This is a genomic window from Bradyrhizobium campsiandrae (assembly GCF_014529705.1).
GTDB classification, from domain to species: Bacteria; Pseudomonadota; Alphaproteobacteria; order Rhizobiales; family Xanthobacteraceae; genus Bradyrhizobium; species Bradyrhizobium campsiandrae.
This window is the reverse complement of record NZ_JAANIH010000016.1, coordinates 1-22,698: the sequence shown is the minus strand read 5'-3', so window position 1 is coordinate 22,698 and position 22,698 is coordinate 1. Positions and strand designations below refer to the sequence as shown.

At 64.9% G+C, this 22,698-nt stretch carries 16 protein-coding genes; 4 read left to right on the top strand and 12 right to left on the bottom strand.

All coding sequences use genetic code 11. From position 1 onward, the window contains the following. Positions 1-222: 222 nt before the first annotated feature. The 6 genes from G8O24_RS14100 to G8O24_RS14075 all read right to left on the bottom strand — a co-directional run bounded on the left by G8O24_RS14100 (position 223) and on the right by G8O24_RS14075 (position 7,780). A complete protein-coding gene (locus G8O24_RS14100) occupies positions 223-2,193 on the bottom strand; it encodes a methyl-accepting chemotaxis protein (RefSeq protein ID WP_188100158.1) in 1,971 nt (656 codons plus the stop codon). Between the two features lie 198 nt (positions 2,194-2,391). Beyond that, positions 2,392-4,134 carry a methyl-accepting chemotaxis protein gene (locus G8O24_RS14095; protein WP_188100156.1) on the bottom strand — a complete coding sequence of 581 codons (1,743 nt, stop codon included), beginning with the start codon at positions 4,132-4,134 and terminating at the stop codon, positions 2,392-2,394. A gap of 203 nt (positions 4,135-4,337) precedes the next feature. Continuing rightward, entirely contained in the window at positions 4,338-4,604 is a 267-nt protein-coding gene (locus G8O24_RS14090; RefSeq protein WP_188100154.1) for a DUF6894 family protein, read from the bottom strand. A 177-nt stretch (positions 4,605-4,781) separates the two neighbouring features. Further along, positions 4,782-5,387, bottom strand: coding sequence for a hypothetical protein (locus tag G8O24_RS14085; RefSeq protein ID WP_188100152.1), 606 nt, complete (start codon positions 5,385-5,387; stop codon positions 4,782-4,784). A gap of 113 nt (positions 5,388-5,500) precedes the next feature. Continuing rightward, on the bottom strand, positions 5,501-6,487 hold the full coding sequence (acuI, locus tag G8O24_RS14080; RefSeq protein WP_188100150.1) for an acrylyl-CoA reductase (NADPH): 987 nt from the start codon (positions 6,485-6,487) through the stop codon (positions 5,501-5,503). A 42-nt stretch (positions 6,488-6,529) separates the two neighbouring features. Continuing rightward, entirely contained in the window at positions 6,530-7,780 is a 1,251-nt protein-coding gene (locus tag G8O24_RS14075) for an MFS transporter (protein WP_188100148.1), read from the bottom strand. A 327-nt stretch (positions 7,781-8,107) separates the two neighbouring features. On the opposite strand from G8O24_RS14075, the gene nadA reads away from it, so the two are divergent. The 3 genes from nadA (at position 8,108) to nadC (ending at position 11,883) form a co-directional block, all read left to right on the top strand. Further along, positions 8,108-9,214: a quinolinate synthase NadA gene (gene nadA / locus G8O24_RS14070; RefSeq protein ID WP_188100146.1), complete on the top strand. Its 1,107-nt coding sequence runs from the start codon at positions 8,108-8,110 to the stop codon at positions 9,212-9,214. 172 nt (positions 9,215-9,386) lie between these two features. Further along, entirely contained in the window at positions 9,387-10,994 is a 1,608-nt protein-coding gene (locus G8O24_RS14065; RefSeq protein WP_188100145.1) for an L-aspartate oxidase, read from the top strand. A 10-nt stretch (positions 10,995-11,004) separates the two neighbouring features. Beyond that, on the top strand, positions 11,005-11,883 hold the full coding sequence (nadC, locus tag G8O24_RS14060) for a carboxylating nicotinate-nucleotide diphosphorylase (RefSeq protein ID WP_188100143.1): 879 nt from the start codon (positions 11,005-11,007) through the stop codon (positions 11,881-11,883). Between the two features lie 4 nt (positions 11,884-11,887). Here the strand turns inward: nadC and G8O24_RS14055 are convergent, their stop codons facing one another. The 4 genes from G8O24_RS14055 to G8O24_RS14040 all read right to left on the bottom strand — a co-directional run bounded on the left by G8O24_RS14055 (position 11,888) and on the right by G8O24_RS14040 (position 18,573). Continuing rightward, positions 11,888-13,351 carry a cell wall hydrolase gene (locus tag G8O24_RS14055; protein WP_188100141.1) on the bottom strand — a complete coding sequence of 488 codons (1,464 nt, stop codon included), beginning with the start codon at positions 13,349-13,351 and terminating at the stop codon, positions 11,888-11,890. 388 nt (positions 13,352-13,739) lie between these two features. Then, positions 13,740-15,068, bottom strand: a complete 1,329-nt coding sequence (locus tag G8O24_RS14050) for an IS1182 family transposase (protein ID WP_188100139.1) — start codon at positions 15,066-15,068, stop codon at positions 13,740-13,742. A gap of 304 nt (positions 15,069-15,372) precedes the next feature. Continuing rightward, a complete protein-coding gene (gene ppdK, locus G8O24_RS14045; protein WP_188100137.1) occupies positions 15,373-18,321 on the bottom strand; it encodes a pyruvate, phosphate dikinase in 2,949 nt (982 codons plus the stop codon). Positions 18,322-18,417: 96 nt separating this feature from the next. Further along, a complete protein-coding gene (locus G8O24_RS14040; protein ID WP_014497329.1) occupies positions 18,418-18,573 on the bottom strand; it encodes a DUF3096 domain-containing protein in 156 nt (51 codons plus the stop codon). 244 nt (positions 18,574-18,817) lie between these two features. Between G8O24_RS14040 and G8O24_RS14035 the strand changes: the two genes are divergently transcribed. Then, positions 18,818-19,171 carry a DUF1236 domain-containing protein gene (locus G8O24_RS14035; RefSeq protein ID WP_188100380.1) on the top strand — a complete coding sequence of 118 codons (354 nt, stop codon included), beginning with the start codon at positions 18,818-18,820 and terminating at the stop codon, positions 19,169-19,171. A gap of 289 nt (positions 19,172-19,460) precedes the next feature. Here G8O24_RS14035 and glyS read toward each other — a convergent pair whose 3' ends face one another. Continuing rightward, the gene (gene glyS, locus G8O24_RS14030) at positions 19,461-21,560 is read right to left on the bottom strand and encodes a glycine--tRNA ligase subunit beta (RefSeq protein WP_188100135.1); all 2,100 of its coding nucleotides are present in this window, start codon (positions 21,558-21,560) and stop codon (positions 19,461-19,463) included. Beyond that, entirely contained in the window at positions 21,560-22,495 is a 936-nt protein-coding gene (locus G8O24_RS14025; protein ID WP_188100133.1) for a glycine--tRNA ligase subunit alpha, read from the bottom strand. Before G8O24_RS14025 ends, glyS begins: the two co-directional genes overlap by 1 nt. Positions 22,496-22,698 lie beyond the last annotated feature (203 nt).

Here is a 22,698-nt window from a genome sequence, read left to right as displayed (position 1 = left end):
CGCGCCCACCGCGCCGAGCGGTGGGGGGAGTCATTCCAACGATGCTGGCTGGTTGTTGGTAAGATTGCGCCCATAGTCGCAAACAGGCGTTAACAAGAACCTAGGGGAACTACGGCCTCGGGCCGCGCGGAACGTAACTTCCCCGCAACCATTCGCTGCAATTGTCCCGATATCGCGCAATGCCGCACCGAAGCACCGCAACATATGCGACGCCCTGCGCGCTCAGGCCGCCCGCACGGAATCCAGGAAACGCGCGACTTCGCTCTTCAGCCGGTTGCTCTCCTGCGACAGCGATTGCGCCGCCGAATGCACCTGCGCCGAAGCGGCTCCGGTTTCGCTTGCGCCGCGCTCGACCTCGCCGATATTCGCCGACACATCCGAGGTGCCTTGTGCCGCATGCTGGATGTTGCGGGAGATCTCCTGCGTCGCCGCGCCCTGCTCCTCGACCGCTGCCGCGATGGTCGACGAGATCTCCGACATCCGGGCGATGGTGTCGCCGATCTCCTTGATCGCGCCGACGGAGTCCTCCGTCGCGGTCTGGATCGCGTCAATGTGCTGGCTGATTTCGCCGGTCGCCTTGGCAGTCTGCTCGGCCAGCGCCTTCACCTCGCTCGCCACCACGGCGAAGCCCCGGCCGGCCTCACCGGCGCGCGCCGCCTCGATCGTGGCGTTGAGCGCCAGCAGATTGGTCTGGCCGGCGATGGTATTGATGAGATCGACGACATCGCCGATGCGTCCCGCCGCCCTGGTCAATTCGCCGACGCGCGCATTGGTGCGCTGAGCCTGCTCGACAGCGATGTCGGCGACCCGCGCCGATTCCTGCACTTGGCGGCTGATCTCGGAGATCGACGACGTCATCTCCTCGCTCGCCGACGACACCGACTGCACATTGGCGGACGCTTCCTCGGAGGCCGATGCCACCGAGGTGGAGAGTTCCTTGGAACGTTCGGCGGCCCGCGTCAGCGTGTTGGAAGAGGCTTCGAGCTCGGTTGCCGCCGATGAGACGGTCTCGATGATCTCGCCGACCGCGCCTTCGAAATCGTCAGCAAGTCGCTTCATGTCCGCTTTGCGCTGCGCACGCCGCCGGCTATCCGCCTCCGCCTGCTCGGCACGCAGCCGCTCGGCCTCGGTCATGTTGGTTCGGAACACCTCGACGGCATCAGCCATCTCGCCGATCTCGTCGTTACGTCCGATGCCGGGCACGGCAATCGCGAGCTCACCGCGGGCGAGCCGCGTCATCGCACCGACCATGCCGGACAGCGCTTTCGAAATGGAGCGTCCGAGCAGGAACCCGATCACCGCCAGCACCGCAACGGTGACGAAGAAGGCGACCACCATCCAGAACCGGATGGCCTCCCGAGTCCCGGCTTCAGCAGCGTCGGCCTGTCTGGACATGGCATCGACGGTGGTCCGCACCTCGGCCATCACAGGCTCGATCTCGCGAAAGGCTTTCATCATGGCGGCGTCGAGAGCCGCGCTCTGTTGTGCGGTCTCGGCCCAGGCGGCGAACTCGGACAGGTATTTCTGGAGCTTTGCCGTGATGTCGTTCATCACGGGCGTCGGCACCGCGACGACCTCGATCGCCCTGGAGAATTCGCTCGCGGCCTTCTTCAGCTCGGCCAAGTATTTCGGGTCGCGCCGCAGCATGAAGTCCTTCTCGTGCCGGCGCATCATCAGCATCCAGCTCGTCGACCTGGGATCGTCGACCTCCTTCAGCTTTGCCTCGATGTCATGTACCGCAGCGCGGAGCGAACCGGTCAGGCCGAGGGTCTCGTTCAGCCCGAGCCTGGTTTCAGCAACGACCAGCGCGTTGAAATCTGCAGCATAACGCTTGAAGCCCTCTTGGGCCTGCTTCGTCCTGTCGGACAGGGCTCCCATGCCGCCGTTCGTCATCAACCGCTCCATCTCGTCGAAATCGCGATTGATCGGGCCGACCAATTCGGCATGTACTTTGGCAAAGCTCTCGTTGCGGCGCTGCTGAAAATCCTTTTCGTTGCGACGGGCCTCCAGCATCGCGATCGAGATCTGCTTGTCGAGGTCGGCGATCGCGCGAGCGCGGTTGGCGACATCGCGGGACGCGTCCTGGGACAGGCTGCCCATCTCATAGATTGCGCCGAAGGCGACCAAGCCGAAGAGGCCGAACAATCCGATCGCCATTACCTTGTGAGTCAGACGGATCGAAAGGCCGCTCATGAATGTGCTCCAGAACGCTCAAAACGCAATACAGATGGGCGACGCAGCGCCCCGGAATATTGCGGGATCATGCCGGCGTCGCTTTTCCGGAAGGTTAACCCTGCATCGTATTCGTCGCGGCGCCGCAATATGTTCGTACGCAGCCGCCGCTCCGTCATGCGAGGCGGCTGCAAGCCTGCGCGTATCGAGATGCCACGATCAGGCCGCCCGCACGGTTTCCAGGAACTTGCCCACTTCCAGCTTCAGGCGGTCGCTGTCGGTGGACAGCATCTGTGCAGCCGAGAGCACCTGCGAAGACGCCGATCCGGTCTCGCTGGCACCGCGCTGCACGTCCGTGATGTTGGACGAAACCTGATGCGTGCCATGCGCGGCCTGCTGCACGTTGCGGGCGATTTCCTGCGTCGCCGCCCCCTGCTCTTCAACGGCCGCAGCGATCGCCGAGGAAATCTCGGACAGCCTTTCGATGGTGTCGCTGATGTCCTTGATGGCGCCGACCGAGTCCTGCGTCGCCGCCTGGATTCCGGAGATCTGCTGGCCGATCTCGCCGGTCGCCTTCGCCGTCTGCTCGGCGAGCGCCTTGACCTCGGAGGCGACGACCGCAAAGCCCTTGCCGGCCTCGCCGGCGCGCGCCGCTTCGATGGTGGCGTTGAGCGCCAAGAGGTTGGTCTGGCCGGCGATGGTGTTGATCAGTTCGACCACGTCGCCGATGCGCGTCGCAGCCTTCGACAATTCACTGACGCGCTCGGTGGTGGTGCGGGCCTGTCCGACCGCCTCGCTCGCCACGCGCGCGGATTCCTGCACCTGGCGGCTAATCTCGGTGATCGAGGAGGATAGTTCCTCGGTCGCGGAGGCCACCGACTGCACATTGGTGGAGGCTTCCTCCGAGGCCGAAGCGACGACGGTGGTGAGATGCTGCGTGCGCTCGGCGGTCGAGGTCAGCGTGGTGGCAGACGCTTCGAGCTCGGTCGAGGCCGACGAAACCGTGCCGACGATCTCGCCGACCGCGCCCTCGAAGCTATCGGCGAGCCTGCGCATCTCCAGCTTGCGCTGCTCGGCCGCAATCTGGTCCTGCCGCATCTTGGCTTCCGCTTCCTCGCGCGCTTTTTGCTCGGACACGATCTTGAACTTCTCGACGGCGCCGGCGACCTCGCCGACCTCGTCCTTGCGACCCAATCCCGGCAGCACCACGGAGAAATCGCCTCCGGCGAGTTTCTCCATCGCAAGCGTCAGTGCGCGCATCGGCCGCGCAATGCTGAAGACCGAGAAGATACACGCGCCGATCAGGACCAGCGCGACCAGCAGGCCGGTGACGAACGACGTCCGCGCAACGGAGGCGGCTTCCGCTTCGGCCTCGGCGCGCGCTTCGCCGCTCCTGTGCCTGGCGAAGTCGGCGATCTGATCGGTCAGCGCCGAGATCTCCTCGTTGATTGGCGCCAGCGTTTCCTTGCGGATGCGGTCGACTTCAGCGGTCAGCTTGGCGAACTGCGCCGCCGCTTCGCCGTCCTTCTTGCCGTCGATCGCGAGCTCCTGCTTGCGGATTGCCTCGATCTGCTGCTCTCCCTTGCCGAAATGACCGACGAGCTCGGCAAGGCGATCGATCCGTTTGTGGTTCTCCGCCGAGTGCGAGAGCTTGGCCATCTCGCCTGCGAATTTCAGGGCGGCGGTCTGGCGGTCGTTGAAATAGGTCGCCGCCTTCTGCATCTCGGCCGACGAGGTCGACATCAGGATATCGCGAATGCCGATCTGCATGCCCCGCACCAAAGCCTTCGCCTCGGCAGCGTCCAGGGCGATCGACTGCTGTTCCGCCGCTGCAGCGCCGAGCTTCTGCACGTCGGCGTCACCGCTCAACTGCAGATAGATCTGCACGACAACGAGGCCGATGGTCAGGGCCGAAGTGACGGCGAGCTTGGTGCCAATTCGCAAGTTCTGAATGAACATCATTGCAGTATTCCCAGGGGTACGCATGGCCGCGATGAGACGCGCAAACATCCCGGGGAGGCTAACCGGCAGGTTCCTTATTAACGTTAAGCGCGGGGGCTCGCCGCCTGGGTACAATTACGGGGAATACTGCTCAAGTTGGCGGACTTGCACAGCTTTCGCGTGCATGGATTCGCCATTTCGCGATTTTGCAGGTGCCGTCTTCGTTAACGTCCCGCGCCGCCGGCGCGCGTGTCGGCGCAACAGAGCGCCTCGCCGATCAGGCTGATGCGGAACACCGGCTCCTTGCTCTCATCGAGCAGCTCCATGCTCCACTTCGCGTTCGGCTTCAGATTGCGCGCGATGCTCCCGAGCAGATTGGCGCAGACCTCTGTCATCTCGGTCCACGCGGCAGCGTGATCCTCGAACTCGTACGGCTGATCAGCGGCGCCGGAATAGCGGCCGGTGCTGATGCGGAAGAAATACAGCGACATTTTTTGAACTCTTGCGTAGGGCCGCCTCCCGGCCGTACGCAAGCTGAGCCGCCAGTCGCTACCAAGGCATAAAAACGGCGAGCCGTATGACTACGGCGCTGACTACGGCGCCGCGGTCTCGCGTGCGATACATTGGTCAAAGCCGGGTAAATTGCGCTCGCCGTGTCGCGCTCGACGTTACTCGGTCGAGCGGCGCAGCTCGAGCGGGCCTTCGTTCTTCGAAGGCTCGGACTTCGCTTCCGACTTGACCGGCTCGATCCGGCTGCTCTCCACGCGCGGCGTCTCGACACGCGCGGCGACTTCGGTGCCCGGGGCGTTGATCGAACCGGTCTGCTCGGGCGCGCGCAGCGAACGGGGACGCGCAACCGCGCGCGCCATCAGCATCTGGTTGCCGCCCTGATGGTGGAAGTCGCAATAGGCGAAGCCCATCCCGGACACCGAGCCGCGGAAGCTGCGATCGTCAGTCTTTTCCAGGTTGAAACAAGGCTCAAACGGAATGCCCTTGATCGAGGCGCAGACGTTCTGACCGCGGATCTGGAGCGTGTTGCCGGGAAGGCGGATATGTCGCACGGGACCTGAGCCCGAGAACTGCACCGCGCCGGCGGCACCGAGATCGTCCAGGATGCGGCCTGCGCCGCGGGTGCCGTCGAAGCAGGTGAAGGCGAACACCTTGCCGGCGACGAAGCGGCGGGCCTCGTCCGCATTCATGCCCTCGGCCAAGGCGATGGCCGGCGCAAACGTCACGGCCGCCGTGACAGCCCCCAACACAATACGCGCAAGCATGCTCAACTCCGAACTAACCCCCGCAGCGGGCGATGCCTTATCTCTTTACCCGCTGCTTACCATACTAACCATGGCGACATTGAAGCAGCTTGGTTGGTAAAGTCTGAACGCCGTTAGACAATTTTTACCACGATGCGGCCGCGGACCTGGCCGGCCAGGATTTTCGCGCCCCATTCCGGAACCTCGTCGAGCCCGATTTCCGTAGTGATTTCAGCCAGTTTCGTCCGATCCAGGTCGGAGGCGAGCCGCTGCCAGGCAGCTTTTCGCGGCTCGATCGGGCACATCACGGAATCGATGCCGAGAAGGCACAATCCGCGCAAAATGAAGGGTGCGACAGAAGACGGCAGGTCCATGCCGGCCGCAAGACCGCAGGCGGCGATGGCGCCACCGTATTTGGTCATCGACAGGAGGTTCGCGAGCGTGGTCGAGCCGACGCTGTCGACGCCGCCCGCCCAGCGCTCCCGGGCCAGCGGCTTTGCCGGCGCCGACAATTCGTTGCGGTCAATCACCTCGGCGGCGCCCAGGCTCGTCAGGTAATCGGCCTCGGAGGCGCGGCCGGTCGAGGCGATGACGTGATAGCCGAGCTTCGACAGGACAGCGGTGGCGACCGAGCCAACACCGCCGGCGGCCCCCGTGACGACGACCGGGCCGCTCTTCGGCGACAGGCCGTGCTTCTCCAGCGCCAGCACCGAGAGCATCGCCGTGAAGCCGGCGGTGCCGACCGCCATGGCATCGCGCGCCGACAGGCCCTGCGGCAACGCGACCAGCCAGTCGCCCTTCACCCGCGCCTTCTCGGCATAGGCGCCGAGATGGGTCTCGCCCATGCCCCAGCCGGTGCAGACGACCTTGTCGCCCGCCTTCCATTGCGGATGAGAGGAGGCTTCGACCGTGCCGGCGAAATCGATTCCGGCGATCATCGGGAAACGGCGCACCACCGGCGCCTTGCCGGTCAGCGCAAGGCCATCCTTGTAGTTCAGCGTCGACCATTCCACGCGGACGGTGACGTCGCCATCCATCAGCTCGGCTTCGTCGAACTGCGTGAGCTGCGCGGTGGTACCCTTGTCGGCCTTGTCGATCCTGATCGCCTTGAATGTGGCCACGGCCAGTACTCCCTGACTTGTTTGACGGGGATGTTTAGCCGATCAGGCCGGCTGCGCAACCGCTCGGGCGACCGGCTTCTCCACGATCGGGAGGTTGATCAGCGCGGAGAGCACGCCGAACAGGATCGAGAGCCACCAGATCGGCGTATATGAACCAAACTTCTCGAAGACGATGCCGCCGAGCCAGACGCCGAGGAAGCCGCCGACCTGATGGCTGACGAAAGCAAAGCCATAGAGCGTTGCCAGCCAGCGCGTGCCAAACATCAACGCCACCAGCGCCGAGGTCGGCGGCACCGTCGACAGCCAGGTCAGGCCCGAGACCGCCCCGAACGCAATCGCCGAGAACGGCGTGATCGGGAACGAGATGAAGGCGAGCGTTGCCAGCGCGCGGGTGAAATAGATGGTCGAAAGAATATAGCGCTTGGGCAGCGAGTTCTGGAGATAGCCGACGCTGAGCGAACCCATGATGTTGAACAGGCCAATCGCCGCGATCACCCAGCCGCCGGTTTGCGCCGAGATGCCGCGGTCGACCAGAAATGCCGGCAGATGCACGGTGATGAAGGCAAGCTGGAAGCCGCAAGTGAAGAAGCCGAGGACCAACAGCACATAGGAGCGGTGACCGAAGGCTTCGGCCAGCGCCTTGGTGATGGTCTGCTCGTCCGCAGGCGCAGCGTTTGCCGTGCTCGCGACCGGCGGCGTCGAGATCGCCAGCGACAGCGGAATGATCAGCAGCATCAGGAAGCCGAATACAGTCAGCGCCTGCTGCCAGCCGAAATTGTCGATCAGCGCCACGCCGATGGGCGCGAACAGGAACTGGCCGAGCGAGCCCGCCGCTGTGCCGGCGCCAAGCGCAAGGCCGCGCTTCTCGGCCGGGAGCAGCTTGGTGAAGGCCGACAGCACCAGGTTGAAGGAGCAGCCTGCGAGGCCGAAGCCGACCATCACGCCCGCGCCGAGGTTCAGCGACATCGGCGTCGACGAATAGCGCATCAACAGAAGACCGCCGGCGTAGAGCAGCGCGCCGACGCACATCACGCGAAACAGGCCGAAGCGATCGGCCACCGCGCCAGCGAACGGCTGGCCTAATCCCCACAGCAAATTCTGCACGGCGATGGCGAGACCGAACACGTCGCGGCCCCAGGCGAATTCATGGCTCATCGGCTGCACGAAGAAACCCAGCGCCGAGCGCGGGCCGAAACCAAGCATGCCGATCGCACAGCCGCAGAGGATGATGACGGCCGGAGTACGCCAGGACACGCGTGAGGCCGAACCGAGCTCGCCCGCTTGTATCGACATGCGCTTCCTCATCTGTCGTTTGGCGGGTCCGGAATAGGGCAACCGCTACCCCGCCGTTTAATGCAGATGCATGGAAATCCCAAGTCAAAAATGATTGCATTCCACGAAGGGCTGCCGCGGGAGCATTGCGTTTCCTTGAAGCCTGCCCACGGCGAGACTTGACGGAAATGTGTGTGGCTGGGCCTAGCGATCGGCCGCCGACCGTGTTACCTTTGATTTACTCAGATTGAGTATATCTTCCGCGAAATCCTACCGGCCTCTCGGCCGGATTTCTCGGGCTCCATATATACTCAAATAGAGCATAATTGACATGCACGGGAGGCTTCGATGCCGATCACTGGAATTTACGGCCCCGACGACTTTACAGACCGGCCACAGGGCCACCCCTCCACCTCGTCCCGGGCAGCGCCGGCGCGAACCGGAGCCGCGCTGCCGATGCCCTCGCTGCAATGGACTGACGAGGTCGAACGGGCCACTGCCCCTCTCTATGAGCGCGTCAAGCACGTGATCCCTTCGATCGAGTGGCCGCTGATGGCGCCGACGATTCACGCAATCAACAAGCTCAAGCGCGAACGCAACGCAGTGATCGTCGCGCACAACTACCAGGCACCGGAGATCTTTCATGGCGTCGCCGACATCGGCGGCGATTCGCTGCAGCTCGCAGTCGAAGCGACCAAGGTGAAGGCGGACATCATCGTCCAGTGCGGCGTGCACTTCATGGCGGAGACATCGAAGCTGCTCAATCCGGACAAAACGGTGCTGATTCCTGACACGCGCGCCGGCTGCTCGCTGGCCGCCAGCATTACGGGCGCCGACGTGCGGCTGCTCCGACAAAAATTTCCCGGCGTACCCGTGGTTGCCTATGTCAACACCTCGGCCGAGGTGAAGGCCGAGGTCGACATCTGCTGCACCTCGTCGAACGCGGTTCAGGTGGTGGAGAGCCTGAATGCGCCGACCGTGATCTTCCTGCCCGACCGCTATCTTGCAACTTATGTCGCCTCCAAGACCGACGTGAAGATCATCGCCTGGAAGGGCGCCTGCGAGGTGCATGAGCGCTTCACCGGCGACGAGCTCCGCGCCTTCCGCGATGCCGATCCCTCCGTGCAGATCATCGCGCATCCCGAATGCCCACCTGACGTGCTGGCGGAAGCCGACTTCACCGGCTCGACCGCGCACATGATCAACTGGGTGCGCGCCAAGCGCCCGAAGCGCCTGGTGATGATCACGGAATGCTCGATGGCCGACAATGTGCGCGCCGAACTGCCCGACGTGGAGATGCTGCGTCCCTGCAATCTCTGCCCGCACATGAAGCGCATCACGCTGTCCAACATTCTCGAGAGCCTGCTGACGTTGGGTGAGGAAGTGACGATCGATCCGGCACTCGCAGAACGGGCGCGGCGCTCGGTCGAGCGAATGATGAATCTGAAGAATTGAGGGCAATTGGCAGACACACAGACAGCGGTCGTCCCGGCGAAGGCCGGGATCCATACCCACAGGGAGATGTGGTTGCGAAGAACAGCGTTACACAGCTCCGCAAACCAATAACTGCCGCGGAGTATGGATCCCGGCCTTCGCCGGGACGACGGCGGAGTAACAGGAAAAAGCCATGACAAATAACATCCACGATCTCACCCGCTCAACCGACGATGTCGTCATCGTCGGCGGCGGGCTTGCCGGATTATTCTGCGCGCTCAAGCTCGCGCCGCGGCGGGTGACGCTGATCTCGGCGGCGCCGCTCGGACAAGGGGCGTCGTCCGCATGGGCGCAAGGCGGCATCGCGGCTGCCGTCGCGGAAGGCGATACTCCCGAAGCGCATGCCGCCGATACCATCGCGGTCGGCGGCGGCATCGTCGATGAAACGGTCGCGCTCGGGATCGCGCGCGAGGCCGGCCCGCGGATACACGATCTGCTCGCCTACGGCGTGCCATTTGACCGCGATCTCGAAGGCCGGCTCGCGGTGGGACGCGAAGCCGCACACTCCGCGCGTCGCATCGTGCACGTGCGCGGCGACGGCGCGGGCGCCGCGATCATCGCGGCCCTGAGCGAAGCGGTGCGCCGCACGCCGTCGATCCGGCTGATCGAAGGGTTTGTCGCCGAAGCGCTGCTCACCGAGGATGGCGCCGTCACCGGCCTTCAGGTGCGCGAGGCTGGCAACTTTGCGGCAAGGCCGCTGATGATCGCTTCCCGCGCGGTCGTGCTCGCAACCGGCGGGATCGGCCATCTCTACGCCGTCACCACCAATCCGGCCGAGGCCCATGGATCGGGCCTCGCGATCGCAGCGCGTGCTGGCGCCGTGATTACCGATTCCGAATTCGTGCAATTCCACCCGACTGCGATCATGGTCGGCCGCGATCCGGCACCGCTTGCGACCGAGGCCCTGCGCGGCGAAGGCGCGACGCTGATCAACGGTCAGGGCAAGCGCTTCATGCTCACGACGCATCCTCTCGCCGAACTCGCGCCGCGCGACATCGTCGCCCGCGGCGTGTTTGCCGAGGTTGCAGCGGGGCACGGCGCCTTCCTCGATGCGCGACAGGCATTGGGCGCCCGTTTCGCCGACAAATTCCCGACCGTGCATGCAAGCTGCATCGCCGCCGGCATCGATCCAGCGACGCAGATCATCCCGATCGCGCCAGCCGTTCACTATCACATGGGCGGCGTCGCGGTGGATGCACGCGGCCGCAGTTCGATCGACGGGCTCTGGGCCGCCGGCGAAGTGTCGTCCACCGGCATGCATGGCGCCAACCGGCTCGCCTCCAATTCGCTGCTGGAGGCCGTGGTCTATGCCGCGCGCATCGCCGACGATATCGCCGGCCAGGCGATCCCCTCGCCCGCCTGCCTCCCAGCCGCACTGGTAACGCCGCACGGCAGCGCGCCGGATGCGGCCGCTGTGAAGCAGTTGCGCGCGATGATGAGCGCAAAGGTCGGCGTGATCCGCGAGCATGACGGGCTTGCGGGGGCCGTGCGCAGTTTTGCTGCACTCGAGCGCACGGCCATGAGCGTCACTGTTCGCAACATGGCGACCGCGGCGCTGCTCGTTGCCTCCGCAGCCTGGAGCCGGCGCGAGAGCCGCGGCGCTCATTTCCGCTCGGACCATCCGACGGATGTTCCCGCGCTGGCCCACCGAACCATGACGACACTCGCTGAAGCGCGCGAGATCGCGCACAGCCTCACCGCGCACGCAGCGCCCCGCGTCGCGCAAACCCTGATCGCCTGAAGGAACTCCCATGATCACCCCGACCGCCCTGCTCTGTCCCGACGCCTTCCTTTCCCCTCTCGCCATCGACGAGGCCGTACATCGCGCACTCGACGAGGATCTCGGCCGCGCCGGCGATGTCACCTCGCTCGCAACGATCCCGGAAGCGACCAAAGCGCAGGCCGTCCTGGTTGCACGCCAGTCCGGAATCATGGCCGGCCTGCCGCTGGCGCTGGCGACGCTCCACAAGCTCTCCGCAGACATCGAGGTGCGCGCGCATGTCCGCGATGCGGCGCGCGTAACCCGCGGGCAGCAGGTGTTGACGATCTCGGGGCCGGCCCGCGCCATCCTCACCGCGGAGCGGACGGCGCTGAATTTCGTCGGCCGCCTCTCGGGCGTCGCCACGCTCACGGCCGATTACGTCGCCCGCACCGAGGGCACCAAGATGCGCATCTGCTGCACGCGGAAGACCACGCCGGGATTGCGGGCGCTGGAGAAATACGCGGTGCGCTGCGGCGGCGGCTTCAACCACCGTTTCGGCCTCGACGACGCGATCCTGATCAAGGACAATCACATCGCGGTCGCCGGCGGCATCCGCCCCGTGCTGGAGCGGGCACGGGCGCATGCCGGCCATCTGGTCAAGATCGAGATCGAGGTGGATACGCTGGCACAGCTACGCGAGGTGCTCGACACCGGCCTCGCCGATGCCGTGCTGCTCGACAACATGGACATCGCAACCTTGCGCGAGGCCGTCCGGATGACGGAAGGCCGCCTGAAGCTGGAAGCCTCCGGCGGCGTCACGCCGGATTCGATTGCGGCGATCGCGGCCACCGGCGTCGACTACGCCTCGTCAGGCGCGCTGACGCACTCGGCACCAAACTTGGACTGCGCGCTGGATATCGAGATGTGAGCGGCTACCTTCGCTCGGTCACGCCCATCTCGGCTGAGCTCTTGGCCTCCTGCGCGAGCTCGGCCGAGAGCGCGGCGGTCTGCGCCGGGGTACCCCAGCTCGGCTCCTCAGCTCCGTCGCCCCAATTGCGCGGCCGGTAGAAGGTGTGCACGCCGGTCTTGTACATCTTCTTCATCTCGGCGACCCAGGACGGACGCACCCAATAGGCGTGGTAGTGCGTCGACTTGCCGACCTCAGGCAACCAGATCTGGCCGTCGAGCATGGCCTTCGAGATCTTCTTGGCGCGCTCCCACATCTCGGGCTCGCGGATCACGTCGGGATTGTTGTCGCAGGCGAAGGTGAACTGGCAGGCGAAGTGACGATATTTGTTCTGATAGACCACGCCGCACACCGTATCAGGGTATTTGCCGGAGAAGACGCGGTTCATCACGACCTGCGCGACCGCGATCTGGCCGCGCACGGCTTCGCCGCGGGATTCGAAATAGACCGCCTCGGCAAGACATTTTTCCGACTTGGCGCGTGACTTCTCGTCGAGCGCCAGGCGCTCGGCCGGCGATTTGGCGCGCTGGTTGTCGGCATTGACCTCGCCCTTCGGCGCGACGCTCTCGCCGCTCTCGGTCGCGGCCGCGACGTCCTCGTTCGGCGGCGACAGCGAGGCCAGTTTCATGTCCGGGTCGGGCATCACGATCAGCGGCTCGGCGCCGGGTTGCCAGCTCTCGATGCTCTCGAGATTGCCGCCAAGCGAGGAGCTGCCGAAGAACAGGTTCGACGTCTTGACGCTGAAAGCATCGCGCGGCGGCGGGGCGACTGTGGCCTGCTTCAGCGTGTTGAGCGGTTGGGCGGCGAAAGACAGCGCATTGTCGTCTGCCTTCGGCGGATTTGCATATTGAGCCAATGGCGGCGCGCGCATCGCTTCCTGGAGCTCCGGATCGAGTGCCGCCGCGGATTCCGGCGACATCGCCTGCGGCGGCGCGAGCGGAAGCTGAGCGGTCTTGGCGCCGAACACGGAGCTGTTCGATGTCGCGGGATCCTGCTGCGCTGGCGCGGGAGCCGGTGCAACTGTCTCCGGCGCGGGTGCCGGCGTCGCGGTGGCGAGACGATCGCCCTTCAGCGCGCGATCGACCTTGGGAAAGTCGGAAGCCTGGTAGCGCGTCGGCGCCTGCAAGACCGGATTGCCGCGGGAAATCGTGCCGGTGACGTCGCGGCCATCGAGGCTCGCCAGACGCACCATCGCGCTCTGCGGCGCGGAGGTCCCAATCGGGCGCGAGAAGCTGTAAGTGGCGAGCTGAATGGAAGAGGCCGCAGAGAACACCTGCTTCTGCCAGCGCTCGGCGACGCCGGGCTGACGCGCGAGCAGCGAGCCTATGTCCTGATAGCCGGTCTCCCGCGGCATCAGCGCGAAGACCAGGAGACCTAGTCCGAAGGACGCGAACCGCGCGCCCTTCGGATGGTTACGCAACACTGACATCGATACGCTCACGCTACGCTTACGCCAGTCTCCGATCGAACTCAGTACATCCGTGCAATTCGATCTTTATCGTGAGTATCCAATTTAGGTTGCCGGGGCGTTAATCGGCGTTGCGCGCGGGGCACACTCAAGCGATGTCGGGTGTTTTCACGGAGCGACGATGTGCGTTGGTAAAGGCCGCGTCATTTGAAGCGGTAAACGATCGGTCAACGCGAATGGTGAAGGAACTCTTGCCGGCGGTTCTTGCCCGCACGTATCATTACGGGACGCACGAAAGTTCACCGTCATCCTGAGAGCATTGAAGCTTTCGGATTTTCGCGGCGTTTTCGTCTGCGGGCAAGTTCGATGGGGATGGTTTCGAGGATTCGGCCGGGGGCTGGTGTCGCGTTTAGGCGTTGGCGAGCCGATGGCCTTGCAAGATGTTGTTGGCGAGTGCGTACCAGAGCACAGCGGCTCGGACCTTTTCGATGCCGCGTACGGTCAGTAGCCGCAGGTTCCAGTTGCGCCAACGGGCATGGATGCATTCGCAGATCGAGCGAGGTTTGTACTGGGCCTTGCCCGCCTCGCTTGCCATTCGGGTCCGCCAGGCCAATACGCCAGGGCCGTCGCCGCGCCGCGGCAGGCAGGGATCGGTGCCGTGCTTGGACTGAGTGGGCGGGCAAAAGACCTCAATCCCTTGGTCGTGTGCCCACTCAATGTCCTCGGCGCTGCCAAAGCCGCCATCGACGAGATAGCGTCGTGGAAGACGGCCCGTTCGTGCGCGCAGGCGATCCTGCATTGGTCGCATCAGGCCCCGATCGGAGCCGACATTGGTCACCTCGAACCCGACCACGATTTGCTCGCCAGCCGAGCTGACCACCTGCACGTTGTATCCAGGACGGAAGCCGCCATCCGACATCTTCATGACGCGGGCCTGCGGATCGGTGGTGGAGGCGCGAGGCTCCTTCGGCTTTTTGCCGTTGCTGCGCCTATCTTCGCGCGCTTCGCGTTGTCGCTTGATATCGGCGAGCGCCGCCTGCGCCGCCTTGACGCGCTCCAAGCGCTCACGCGCCGCCCGTTCCTTGGCCGCCTTGATACGCTGATTGCTGGCATCGGAGCGCGTCTCGACCTCTCGCCTGAGTTCGTCCACAACCGCTTGCGCCGTCGCCAGATGACGATCGAGCGTCGCCTCCCGCCGGAACGAAGCGGCGCCGGCACTCGCCCGGATCCGCACGCCGTCCTGGGCCAGGGTATCCAGGTCGACGAGGCCGGCCTTGGCCAACGCCGCCAGATGTTCGGCGAGCAGCCGGTCAAGCAGAACGGCGTGTTCAATCCGGAAGTCCGTTAGCGTGTGATGGTTCACCGACACGCCCCCACACAGCCAGCGGTACACATCCTGGCTCTCGCAAAGCCGCTCCAGCGCACGCCCGCTGCCGACGCCCTCGCTGGTGGCATAGAGCCACAGCGCCAGCAGAAGCCGCGGCGAAGTGGCCGGATGACCAGGGCGCTCATCCCGCGCCTTGATCCGGTCCTCAAGCTCGCTCAGGTCGAGACCTTCGACATAAGCCCAGATCACGCGCACCGGATGCTCTTCCCCGATCAAGCTCTCGATATCCACTGCCCGCAACTCAATCTGATTGCGCTTCGGTTCGCGCAGGCGCGGTGCTCCCGAAGGCGCCGCATTAGCCCGCGGCGCCGGCTGCTCAGGCAGTTCTCCAAACAGCTTGTCGTCAGCCATCCCGCGCTCCTCCACATCTGCCTTTGCAGGGAATCACACCGGGACCGCCACGCCTACAGTTTTCGCGAAAAATTCACACCCTCTGAGGTGCTCGCTTCTTCAGCGGCCCTCGAAGGGCGACGGCCCGACTGCATCTCGGCCGCTTCATCCTTCGAGGCTCCCGGCGCGACGCTTTGCGTCGCGCCGCTCGCGCCTCAGGATGACGGAGCAGACAGCTGCGTGAATTCAACAGCTGTGCGATCACCTCAAACAAAAAGAGGCGGAGCCCAGCTCCGCCTCTTCACATCACACTCTCGCTTCCGCCTTACGCCTGGCTCGCAATCTCCTTGCCGAGCGCAGCCTGCGCGGCGGCGAGCCGTGCGATCGGCACGCGGTAGGGCGAGCAGGAGACGTAGTTGAGGCCGATGTTGTGGCAGAACGCGACGGACGCCGGGTCGCCGCCATGCTCGCCGCAGATGCCCACCTTGAGCGAGGGCCGCGTCTTGCGGCCGCGCGCGACGCCGATCTTGACGAGCTCGCCGACGCCTTCCTGATCGAGCGCGATGAAGGGATCGACCGAGAGGATGCCCTTCGCGACATACGGGCCGAGGAAGCTTGCCGCGTCGTCGCGGCTGATGCCGTAGGTCGTCTGCGTCAGATCGTTGGTGCCGAACGAGAAGAACTCCGCGCTCTCCGCGATCTCGGCCGCGAGCAGGCAGGCGCGCGGCAGCTCGATCATGGTGCCGACCTGATAGGCGATCTTGGTGTTGGTCTCGCGCATCACCGCCTTCGCAGTGGCGTCGATGCGGGCCTTGACCAGGTCGAGCTCCATCTTGGTCGCGATCAACGGCACCATCACCTCGAGACCGACGGCCTTGCCGGTGCGCTTCTCGGCTTCGACCGCAGCCTCGAAGATCGCCCGCGCCTGCATCTCGGCGATTTCAGGATAGGCGATCGCGATGCGGCAGCCGCGGAAGCCGAGCATCGGATTGAACTCCGACAGTTCGCGCGCACGGTCGGCCAGACGCCGCGGATCGGTGTTCATGGCACGCGCCACTTCCTCGACCTCGGCGTGGGTGTGCGGCAGGAACTCGTGCAGCGGCGGGTCGAGCAGACGGATCGTGACGGGCAGGCCCTTCATGATCTCGAACAGCTCGACGAAGTCGGCGCGCTGCATCGGCAGCAGCTTGGCGAGCGCGGCACGGCGCGACTGCTCGTCCTCGGAGAGGATCATCTCGCGCACGGTGCGGATGCGGGTCTCCTCGAAGAACATGTGCTCGGTGCGGCAGAGGCCGATGCCCTCGGCGCCGAACTTGATCGCGGTGCGGGCGTCGTCAGGCGTGTCGCCGTTGACGCGGACGCCGATCTTGCGGACCTGGTCGGCCCAATTCATCAGCGTGCCGAACTCGCCCGACAGCTCCGGCTCGATCATCGGCATGCGGCCGGCCAGCACCTGGCCAAGCGAGCCGTCGATGGTGATGACGTCGCCGGCCTTGAAGGTGCGCGAGCCGATGCTCATGGTGCCGCGGCCGTAATCGACGCGGATGGTGCCGCAGCCGGAGACGCAGGGCTTGCCCATGCCGCGCGCGACGACCGCCGCGTGCGAGGTCATGCCGCCGCGGGTGGTGAGAATGCCTTCGGCGGCGTGCATGCCGTGGATGTCTTCCGGGCTGGTCTCGATGCGGACCAGAATGACCTTGCGCCCGTCGCCCTGGAGCTTGGCCGCTTCATCCGAGGAGAACACGATCTCGCCCGAGGCCGCGCCGGGCGATGCCGGCAGGCCGGTCGCGATCACGTCGCGCTTGGCGTTGGGATCGATGGTCGGATGCAAGAGCTGGTCGAGCGAAGCCGGGTCGATCCGCGTCACCGCTTCCTTCTTGCTGATCAGGCCTTCATTGGCGAGCTCGACCGCGATGCGCAGCGCGGCCTTCGCGGTGCGCTTGCCGCCGCGGGTCTGCAGCATCCACAGCTTGCCCTGCTCGACCGTGAACTCCATGTCCTGCATGTCGCGATAGTGCTTCTCGAGCAGCGTGTAGATCCGCGTCAGCTCCTTGAAGGCTTCCGGCATCGCCGATTCCATCGACGCCTTGTCGGAACCCGACTCTTTGCGCGCTTCCTCGGTGATGTCCTGCGGCGTGCGGATGCCCGCCACCACGTCCTCACCTTGCGCGTTGATCAGGAACTCGCCGTAGAGCTTGCTCTCGCCGGTGGACGGATTGCGGGTGAAGGCAACGCCGGTCGCCGAGGTCTCGCCCATGTTGCCGAACACCATGGCCTGCACGTTGACCGCGGTGCCCCAGGATTCCGGAATGTCGTGCAGCTTGCGGTAGGTCACCGCGCGCGCGTTCATCCAGGATGAAAACACCGCGCCGACCGCGCCCCAGAGCTGGTCATGCGGGTCCTGCGGGAAATCCTTGCCGGTCTCGCGCGCGACCGCGTCCTTGTACTTGCCGACCAGCTCGACCCAATCCTCGGCCGAAAGGTCGGTGTCGAGCGTGTAGCCCTGGCTGTCCTTGAAGGTGTCGAGGATTTCCTCGAAATGATGATGCTCGAAACCGAGCACCACGTCCGAATACATGGTGATGAAGCGGCGATAGCTGTCATAGGCGAAGCGGCGGTCGCCGGAAAGCTCGGCCAGCGCTTCCACCGTCTGGTCGTTGAGGCCGAGATTGAGCACGGTGTCCATCATGCCCGGCATCGAGGCACGCGCACCTGACCGTACGGAGACGAGCAGCGGATTCTTGGTGTCGCCGAACACCTTGCCGGTCAACTTGCCGACATAGTCCAGCGCCTTCTCAACCTGCGACTGCAACTCCTTGGGATAGGATTTGTCGTGGGCATAGAAATAGGTGCAGACCGAGGTCGGGATAGTGAAGCCAGGAGGCACCGGCAGGCCGAGGTTGGCCATCTCGGCGAGGTTGGCGCCCTTGCCGCCAAGCAGGTCGCGCATCTCCGAACGACCTTCCGCCTTGCCGTCGCCGAACGTGAACACCCACTTGTTGGCCGGGATCTTTGCCGGCGCGCTTTTGGCCGGAGCAGCTTTCGCAGCGACCTTGGGCGCGGCCTGTTTGGTCGCAGCCTTCGCAACCGGCTTGGCCGCCGGCTTCGAAACCGGCTTGACGGCCGGCTTGGCTCCAGCCTTGGCACCAGCCTTGGCGACCGGCTTCAGGGCGCTTTTGGAAAGCGCCTTGCGGGCCGCCGGCGCGGCTTTCGCCTTGGCGGAGGGCTTTGATTTCGCTGCAGTTTTATTAGGCTTCGAGGCGGCTTTGGCCATAGCTTGCACACAACCTGCGAGAGGGACGGGAAATTGCGGGCCTTACACCATTTTGGGCGGGCCCGCGCAAGTCGAAGAGTTCCGGAAAATGAAGGCCTAGAGATGGAGCCACTTCAACAAACCGAGCCCGATCGCACCATTGATGATGAGAAAAATCGCAACGATCAGGTTGAGAAGCCGCGGCATGATCAAGATGAGCACCCCCGCCAGCAGTGACAGGAGCGGCGAGATGTGGGCGACTGTGATGTGCATGAATTATCTTTCGTGACGTGGGCGAATCGCGGGCGGATCATAGCGGACCGGGTTCGGCGGGTAGAGACGCACAAACGCGGCACGAGTTCCCGGCTTCGCGAAAACTGCCCGAAATTGCCGCGGATAGGGCAGCGCTTTTTCGGAACATCGCGCGCGCCGCAGCATTGGCAACCGGTCGCGCCACTCGCGCTTCCCGTCAATCACGTCGCAAAGCACGTCGAAGGAGTTGCCCATGCGGAACAGGATTCGAAACAGGATTCTTGCCCTCGCAGCGCTCGCGGCCGCGATCGGCTCGCCCGTCGCAGCGCAGGCGCAAACCGGGATCACAGTGGGACGCGCGCCCGTGGTGGTCGATAGCGGCCCGACCATTGCGGTCGAGCAGCGGCCGGCTTTCCGGGACTATGTCGTCGAGCAACGCGTGCCGGCCTTCAGCATTCCCGACCGCGTCGTGGTCGGTGCCACCTTACCTGAAACCGGCATCACCTATTATGACGTGCCGCAACGTTTTGGCGCGACGACCTATCGCTACACGGTCGTGAACGGTGAAACGGTGCTAGTCGAGCCGCGCTCGCGGCGCATCGTCGAGGTGATGGACTAGCGCTCCTGGAAATCAACTCGATGTCCGGCGCGTCACATCAATCTGGCTGACGCGAGCAGAGTAAGCGGACATCAGGCCCCGTCCGGTCCTCCCCCCGCCGGGCGGGGCATTTTTGTGGCATACGTGCATGCTCTCGCGTCCCGGACGCGACGCAGCGCGAAGCGTTGCGGCGCCGAGCCGGGACCCAGAAGCTCCGAGCACGAGGCAAGCGCGGGCCCCGGCTCTGCAGCGCACCGCTGAAGAAGCGCTGCGCTGCGTCCGGGGGCATGACAACGTTATTTACCGCGCCTCAGTCCTGGATCTTGGAGAAATCCGCGACCGCACGCGTGGCGCTGCGGATCTCGTTCAGCAGCTTCAGGCGGTTCTCGCGCACCTTCGCATCATCGTCGTTGACGCGAACCTTGTTGAAGAACGCATCGACCGGCGGGCGAAGCTTGGCCATCGCGCTCATGGCGGCAGCGAAGTCTTCCTTGGAGACGGCGGCACTTGCTTCCGCCTTCACTTCGCCGATCGCTTTCGCCAGCGCCTTTTCCTCGGCGAGGCCATAGAGCGCGGCATCCGGCGCGCCGTCGAAGGTCCGCTTGTCCTTCTTCTCCTCGATCGCGAGGATGTTGCTGGCGCGCTTGGTGCCGGCAAGCAGGTTCTTGCCGTCGTCGGTTTCGAGAAATTTGCCGAGCGCCTCGACGCGGCGGACGATCATGAGCAAATCGTCCTGACCACCAAGCGCGAACACGGCATCGACCAGATCGTGACGCGCGCCCTGCTCGCGGAGCTGGACCTTGAGGCGGTCGGCGAAGAAGGCGAGGAGATCGCTCGGGAGTTTCTCCACATCGACTGGCTTCACCGACAAGCCGGCGAGCGCGGATGCGGCCACCTTCATCAGCGACAAACGCAGTGCGTTCTCGGCGATCAATCTGATCACGCCCAGCGCCGCACGTCGCAGCGCATATGGATCCTTCGATCCCGTCGGCTTCTCATCGATGGCCCAGAATCCGACCAGCGTATCGAGCTTGTCCGCGAGCGCCACCGCAACGCTGACCGGATCGGCCGGCACGCGATCCGCAGGCCCTTGCGGCTTGTAGTGCTCTTCGCAGGCAGCCGCGACCGAGGCGTCCTCGCCCTGGGCCAGCGCGTAGTATTTGCCCATCAGGCCCTGCACCTCGGGGAATTCGCCAACGACTTCCGTCAGCAGATCCGCCTTGGCCAGGTGCGCGGCGCGCGTGGCCTTGGCGGCATCGGCGCCGACCAGCGGCGCGATCTCGGCGGCGAGACGCTCGATGCGCTTGATGCGTGCAGCCTGGGTGCCGAGCTTCTCGTGGAACACGATCTGCTCGAATTTCGGCAGCCGATCCTCGAGCTTGATCTTCAGGTCTGTCTCGTAGAAGAACTTCGCATCGCTCAGCCGCGCGCGGATCACGCGCTCGTTGCCGCCGATGATGGTCTTGCCGCCGTCGGTGGCCTCGATGTTGGCGACCAGGATGAACTTGCTGGCGAGCTTGCCCGTCTTGGGGTCGCGCACCACGAAGCATTTCTGGTTGTTGCGGATGGTGGCGCGGATCACCTCATCCGGCGTCTTCAAGAACTCCTCTTCGAACGAGCCCATCAGCACGACCGGCCATTCGACGAGACCCGAGACTTCGTCGAGCAGGTTCTGGTCCTCGACCAGTTCGAATCCTTGCGCGAAGGCAAGCTGCTTGGCGTCGGTGAGGATCGCGTCCTTGCGCCGCTCGGGATCGAGCACGACCCTCGCGTCGAGCAGCTTGGCTTCATAGTCCTCGAAGCGGCGGACCTGAATCGCAGCAGGCGCCATGAAGCGATGGCCGTACGTCGTCTGGCCGCTCTCGATGCCGTCGACCTCGAACTTCACGACATCGGGCTCTTCGGTCTCGAGCCCGAAGGTCGCGGTGATCGCGTGCAGCGGACGCACCCAGCTCAGCGAGCCCGGCTTGCCCGAGCGTGCGCCCCAGCGCATCGACTTCGGCCAGGGGAAGGTCCTGACGATGACGGGAAGGATTTCCGCGAGCACGTCGATGGCGTCGCGGCCGGGCTTCTCGATCAATCCGATGTAGAAGTCACCCTTGGGGTCGCGCTGGATCTTGGCCTCGTCCAGCGACTTCAGACCGGTCGCCTTCAGAAAGCCCTGCACGGCCGCATCGGGCGCGCCGACCTTCGGGCCGCGGCGTTCGGTCTTGAGGTCAGGCTGACGCGCCGGGATGCCGTGCACGGTGAGCGCGAGGCGGCGCGGCGTCGCGAACGCTTTCGCGCCCTCATAGACGAGGCCTTCGGCGACCAGTTTGTCGGTGACCAGGCGACGCAGATCGTCGGCCGCCTTTCCTTGCATGCGTGCGGGGATTTCTTCCGAAAACAGTTCAAGCAAAAGATCGGGCATCAGGCCGCTCCGCCCGCGTCAGTGTGGATCCAGGCCTCGCCGCAGGCTTTTGCCAATTCGCGCACCCGCAAGATGTAGCTCTGCCGCTCCGTCACCGAGATCACGCCGCGCGCGTCGAGCAGGTTGAAGACGTGGCTCGCCTTGATGCACTGGTCGTAGGCGGGCAGCGCCATCAGATGCTCTCTGCGGTTACCTTCGCGCCAGCCGGACTCGAGATATTTCCGGCAAGCGGCTTCCGCCATCTTGAACTGCTCGAACAGCATCGCGGTATCAGCGACTTCGAAATTGTGCCGCGAATATTCCCGTTCGGCCTGGAGGAAGACGTCGCCATAGGTCACCTTGGCGTCGCCCTCGCGGCCGTTGAAGTTGAGGTCGTAGACGCGATCGACGCCCTGCACATACATGGCGAGGCGCTCGAGGCCGTAGGTGAGCTCGCCCGCGACCGGCGCACATTCGAAGCCGGCGACCTGCTGGAAATAAGTGAACTGGCTGACTTCCATGCCGTCGCACCAGCACTCCCAGCCGAGACCCCAGGCGCCCAGCGTCGGGCTCTCCCAATCGTCCTCGACGAAGCGGATGTCGTGCACGGCGCAATCGATGCCGATCGCGGCGAGCGACTTCAGGTACAGCTCCTGAAGGTTCGGCGGCGACGGCTTCATGATGACTTGGAACTGGTAGTAGTGCTGCATCCGGTTCGGGTTCTCGCCGTAGCGGCCGTCTTTAGGGCGGCGCGAGGGCTGCACATAGGCCGCATTCCACGACTTCGGGCCGAGCGCACGCAGCGTGGTGGCCGGATGAAAGGTGCCTGCGCCCATCTCCATGTCGTAAGGCTGCAGGATCACGCAGCCCTGCTCGGCCCAGAACCGCTGAAGCGCGAGGATGAAGCCCTGGAACGAGCGTTCCGGGTGCATATGGGCGGGCAATGAGGCGTCCATCGTCAGATCAGGCTCTCGCGGGGGTTTTGAATCGCGCGGGACCGTATCGACGGCGGGGGTGGGAATCAAGGCAAAGGGGGAATATCCAGACGCTGAAGCGTGACCCCGTGACCGGAGCGTACCGGCCGGGTTAGGCCAGTCGCCGTTCGTCATGGCCGGGCTTGGCCCGGCCATCCACGTCTTGCCTTGCCGCGGGAAGAACG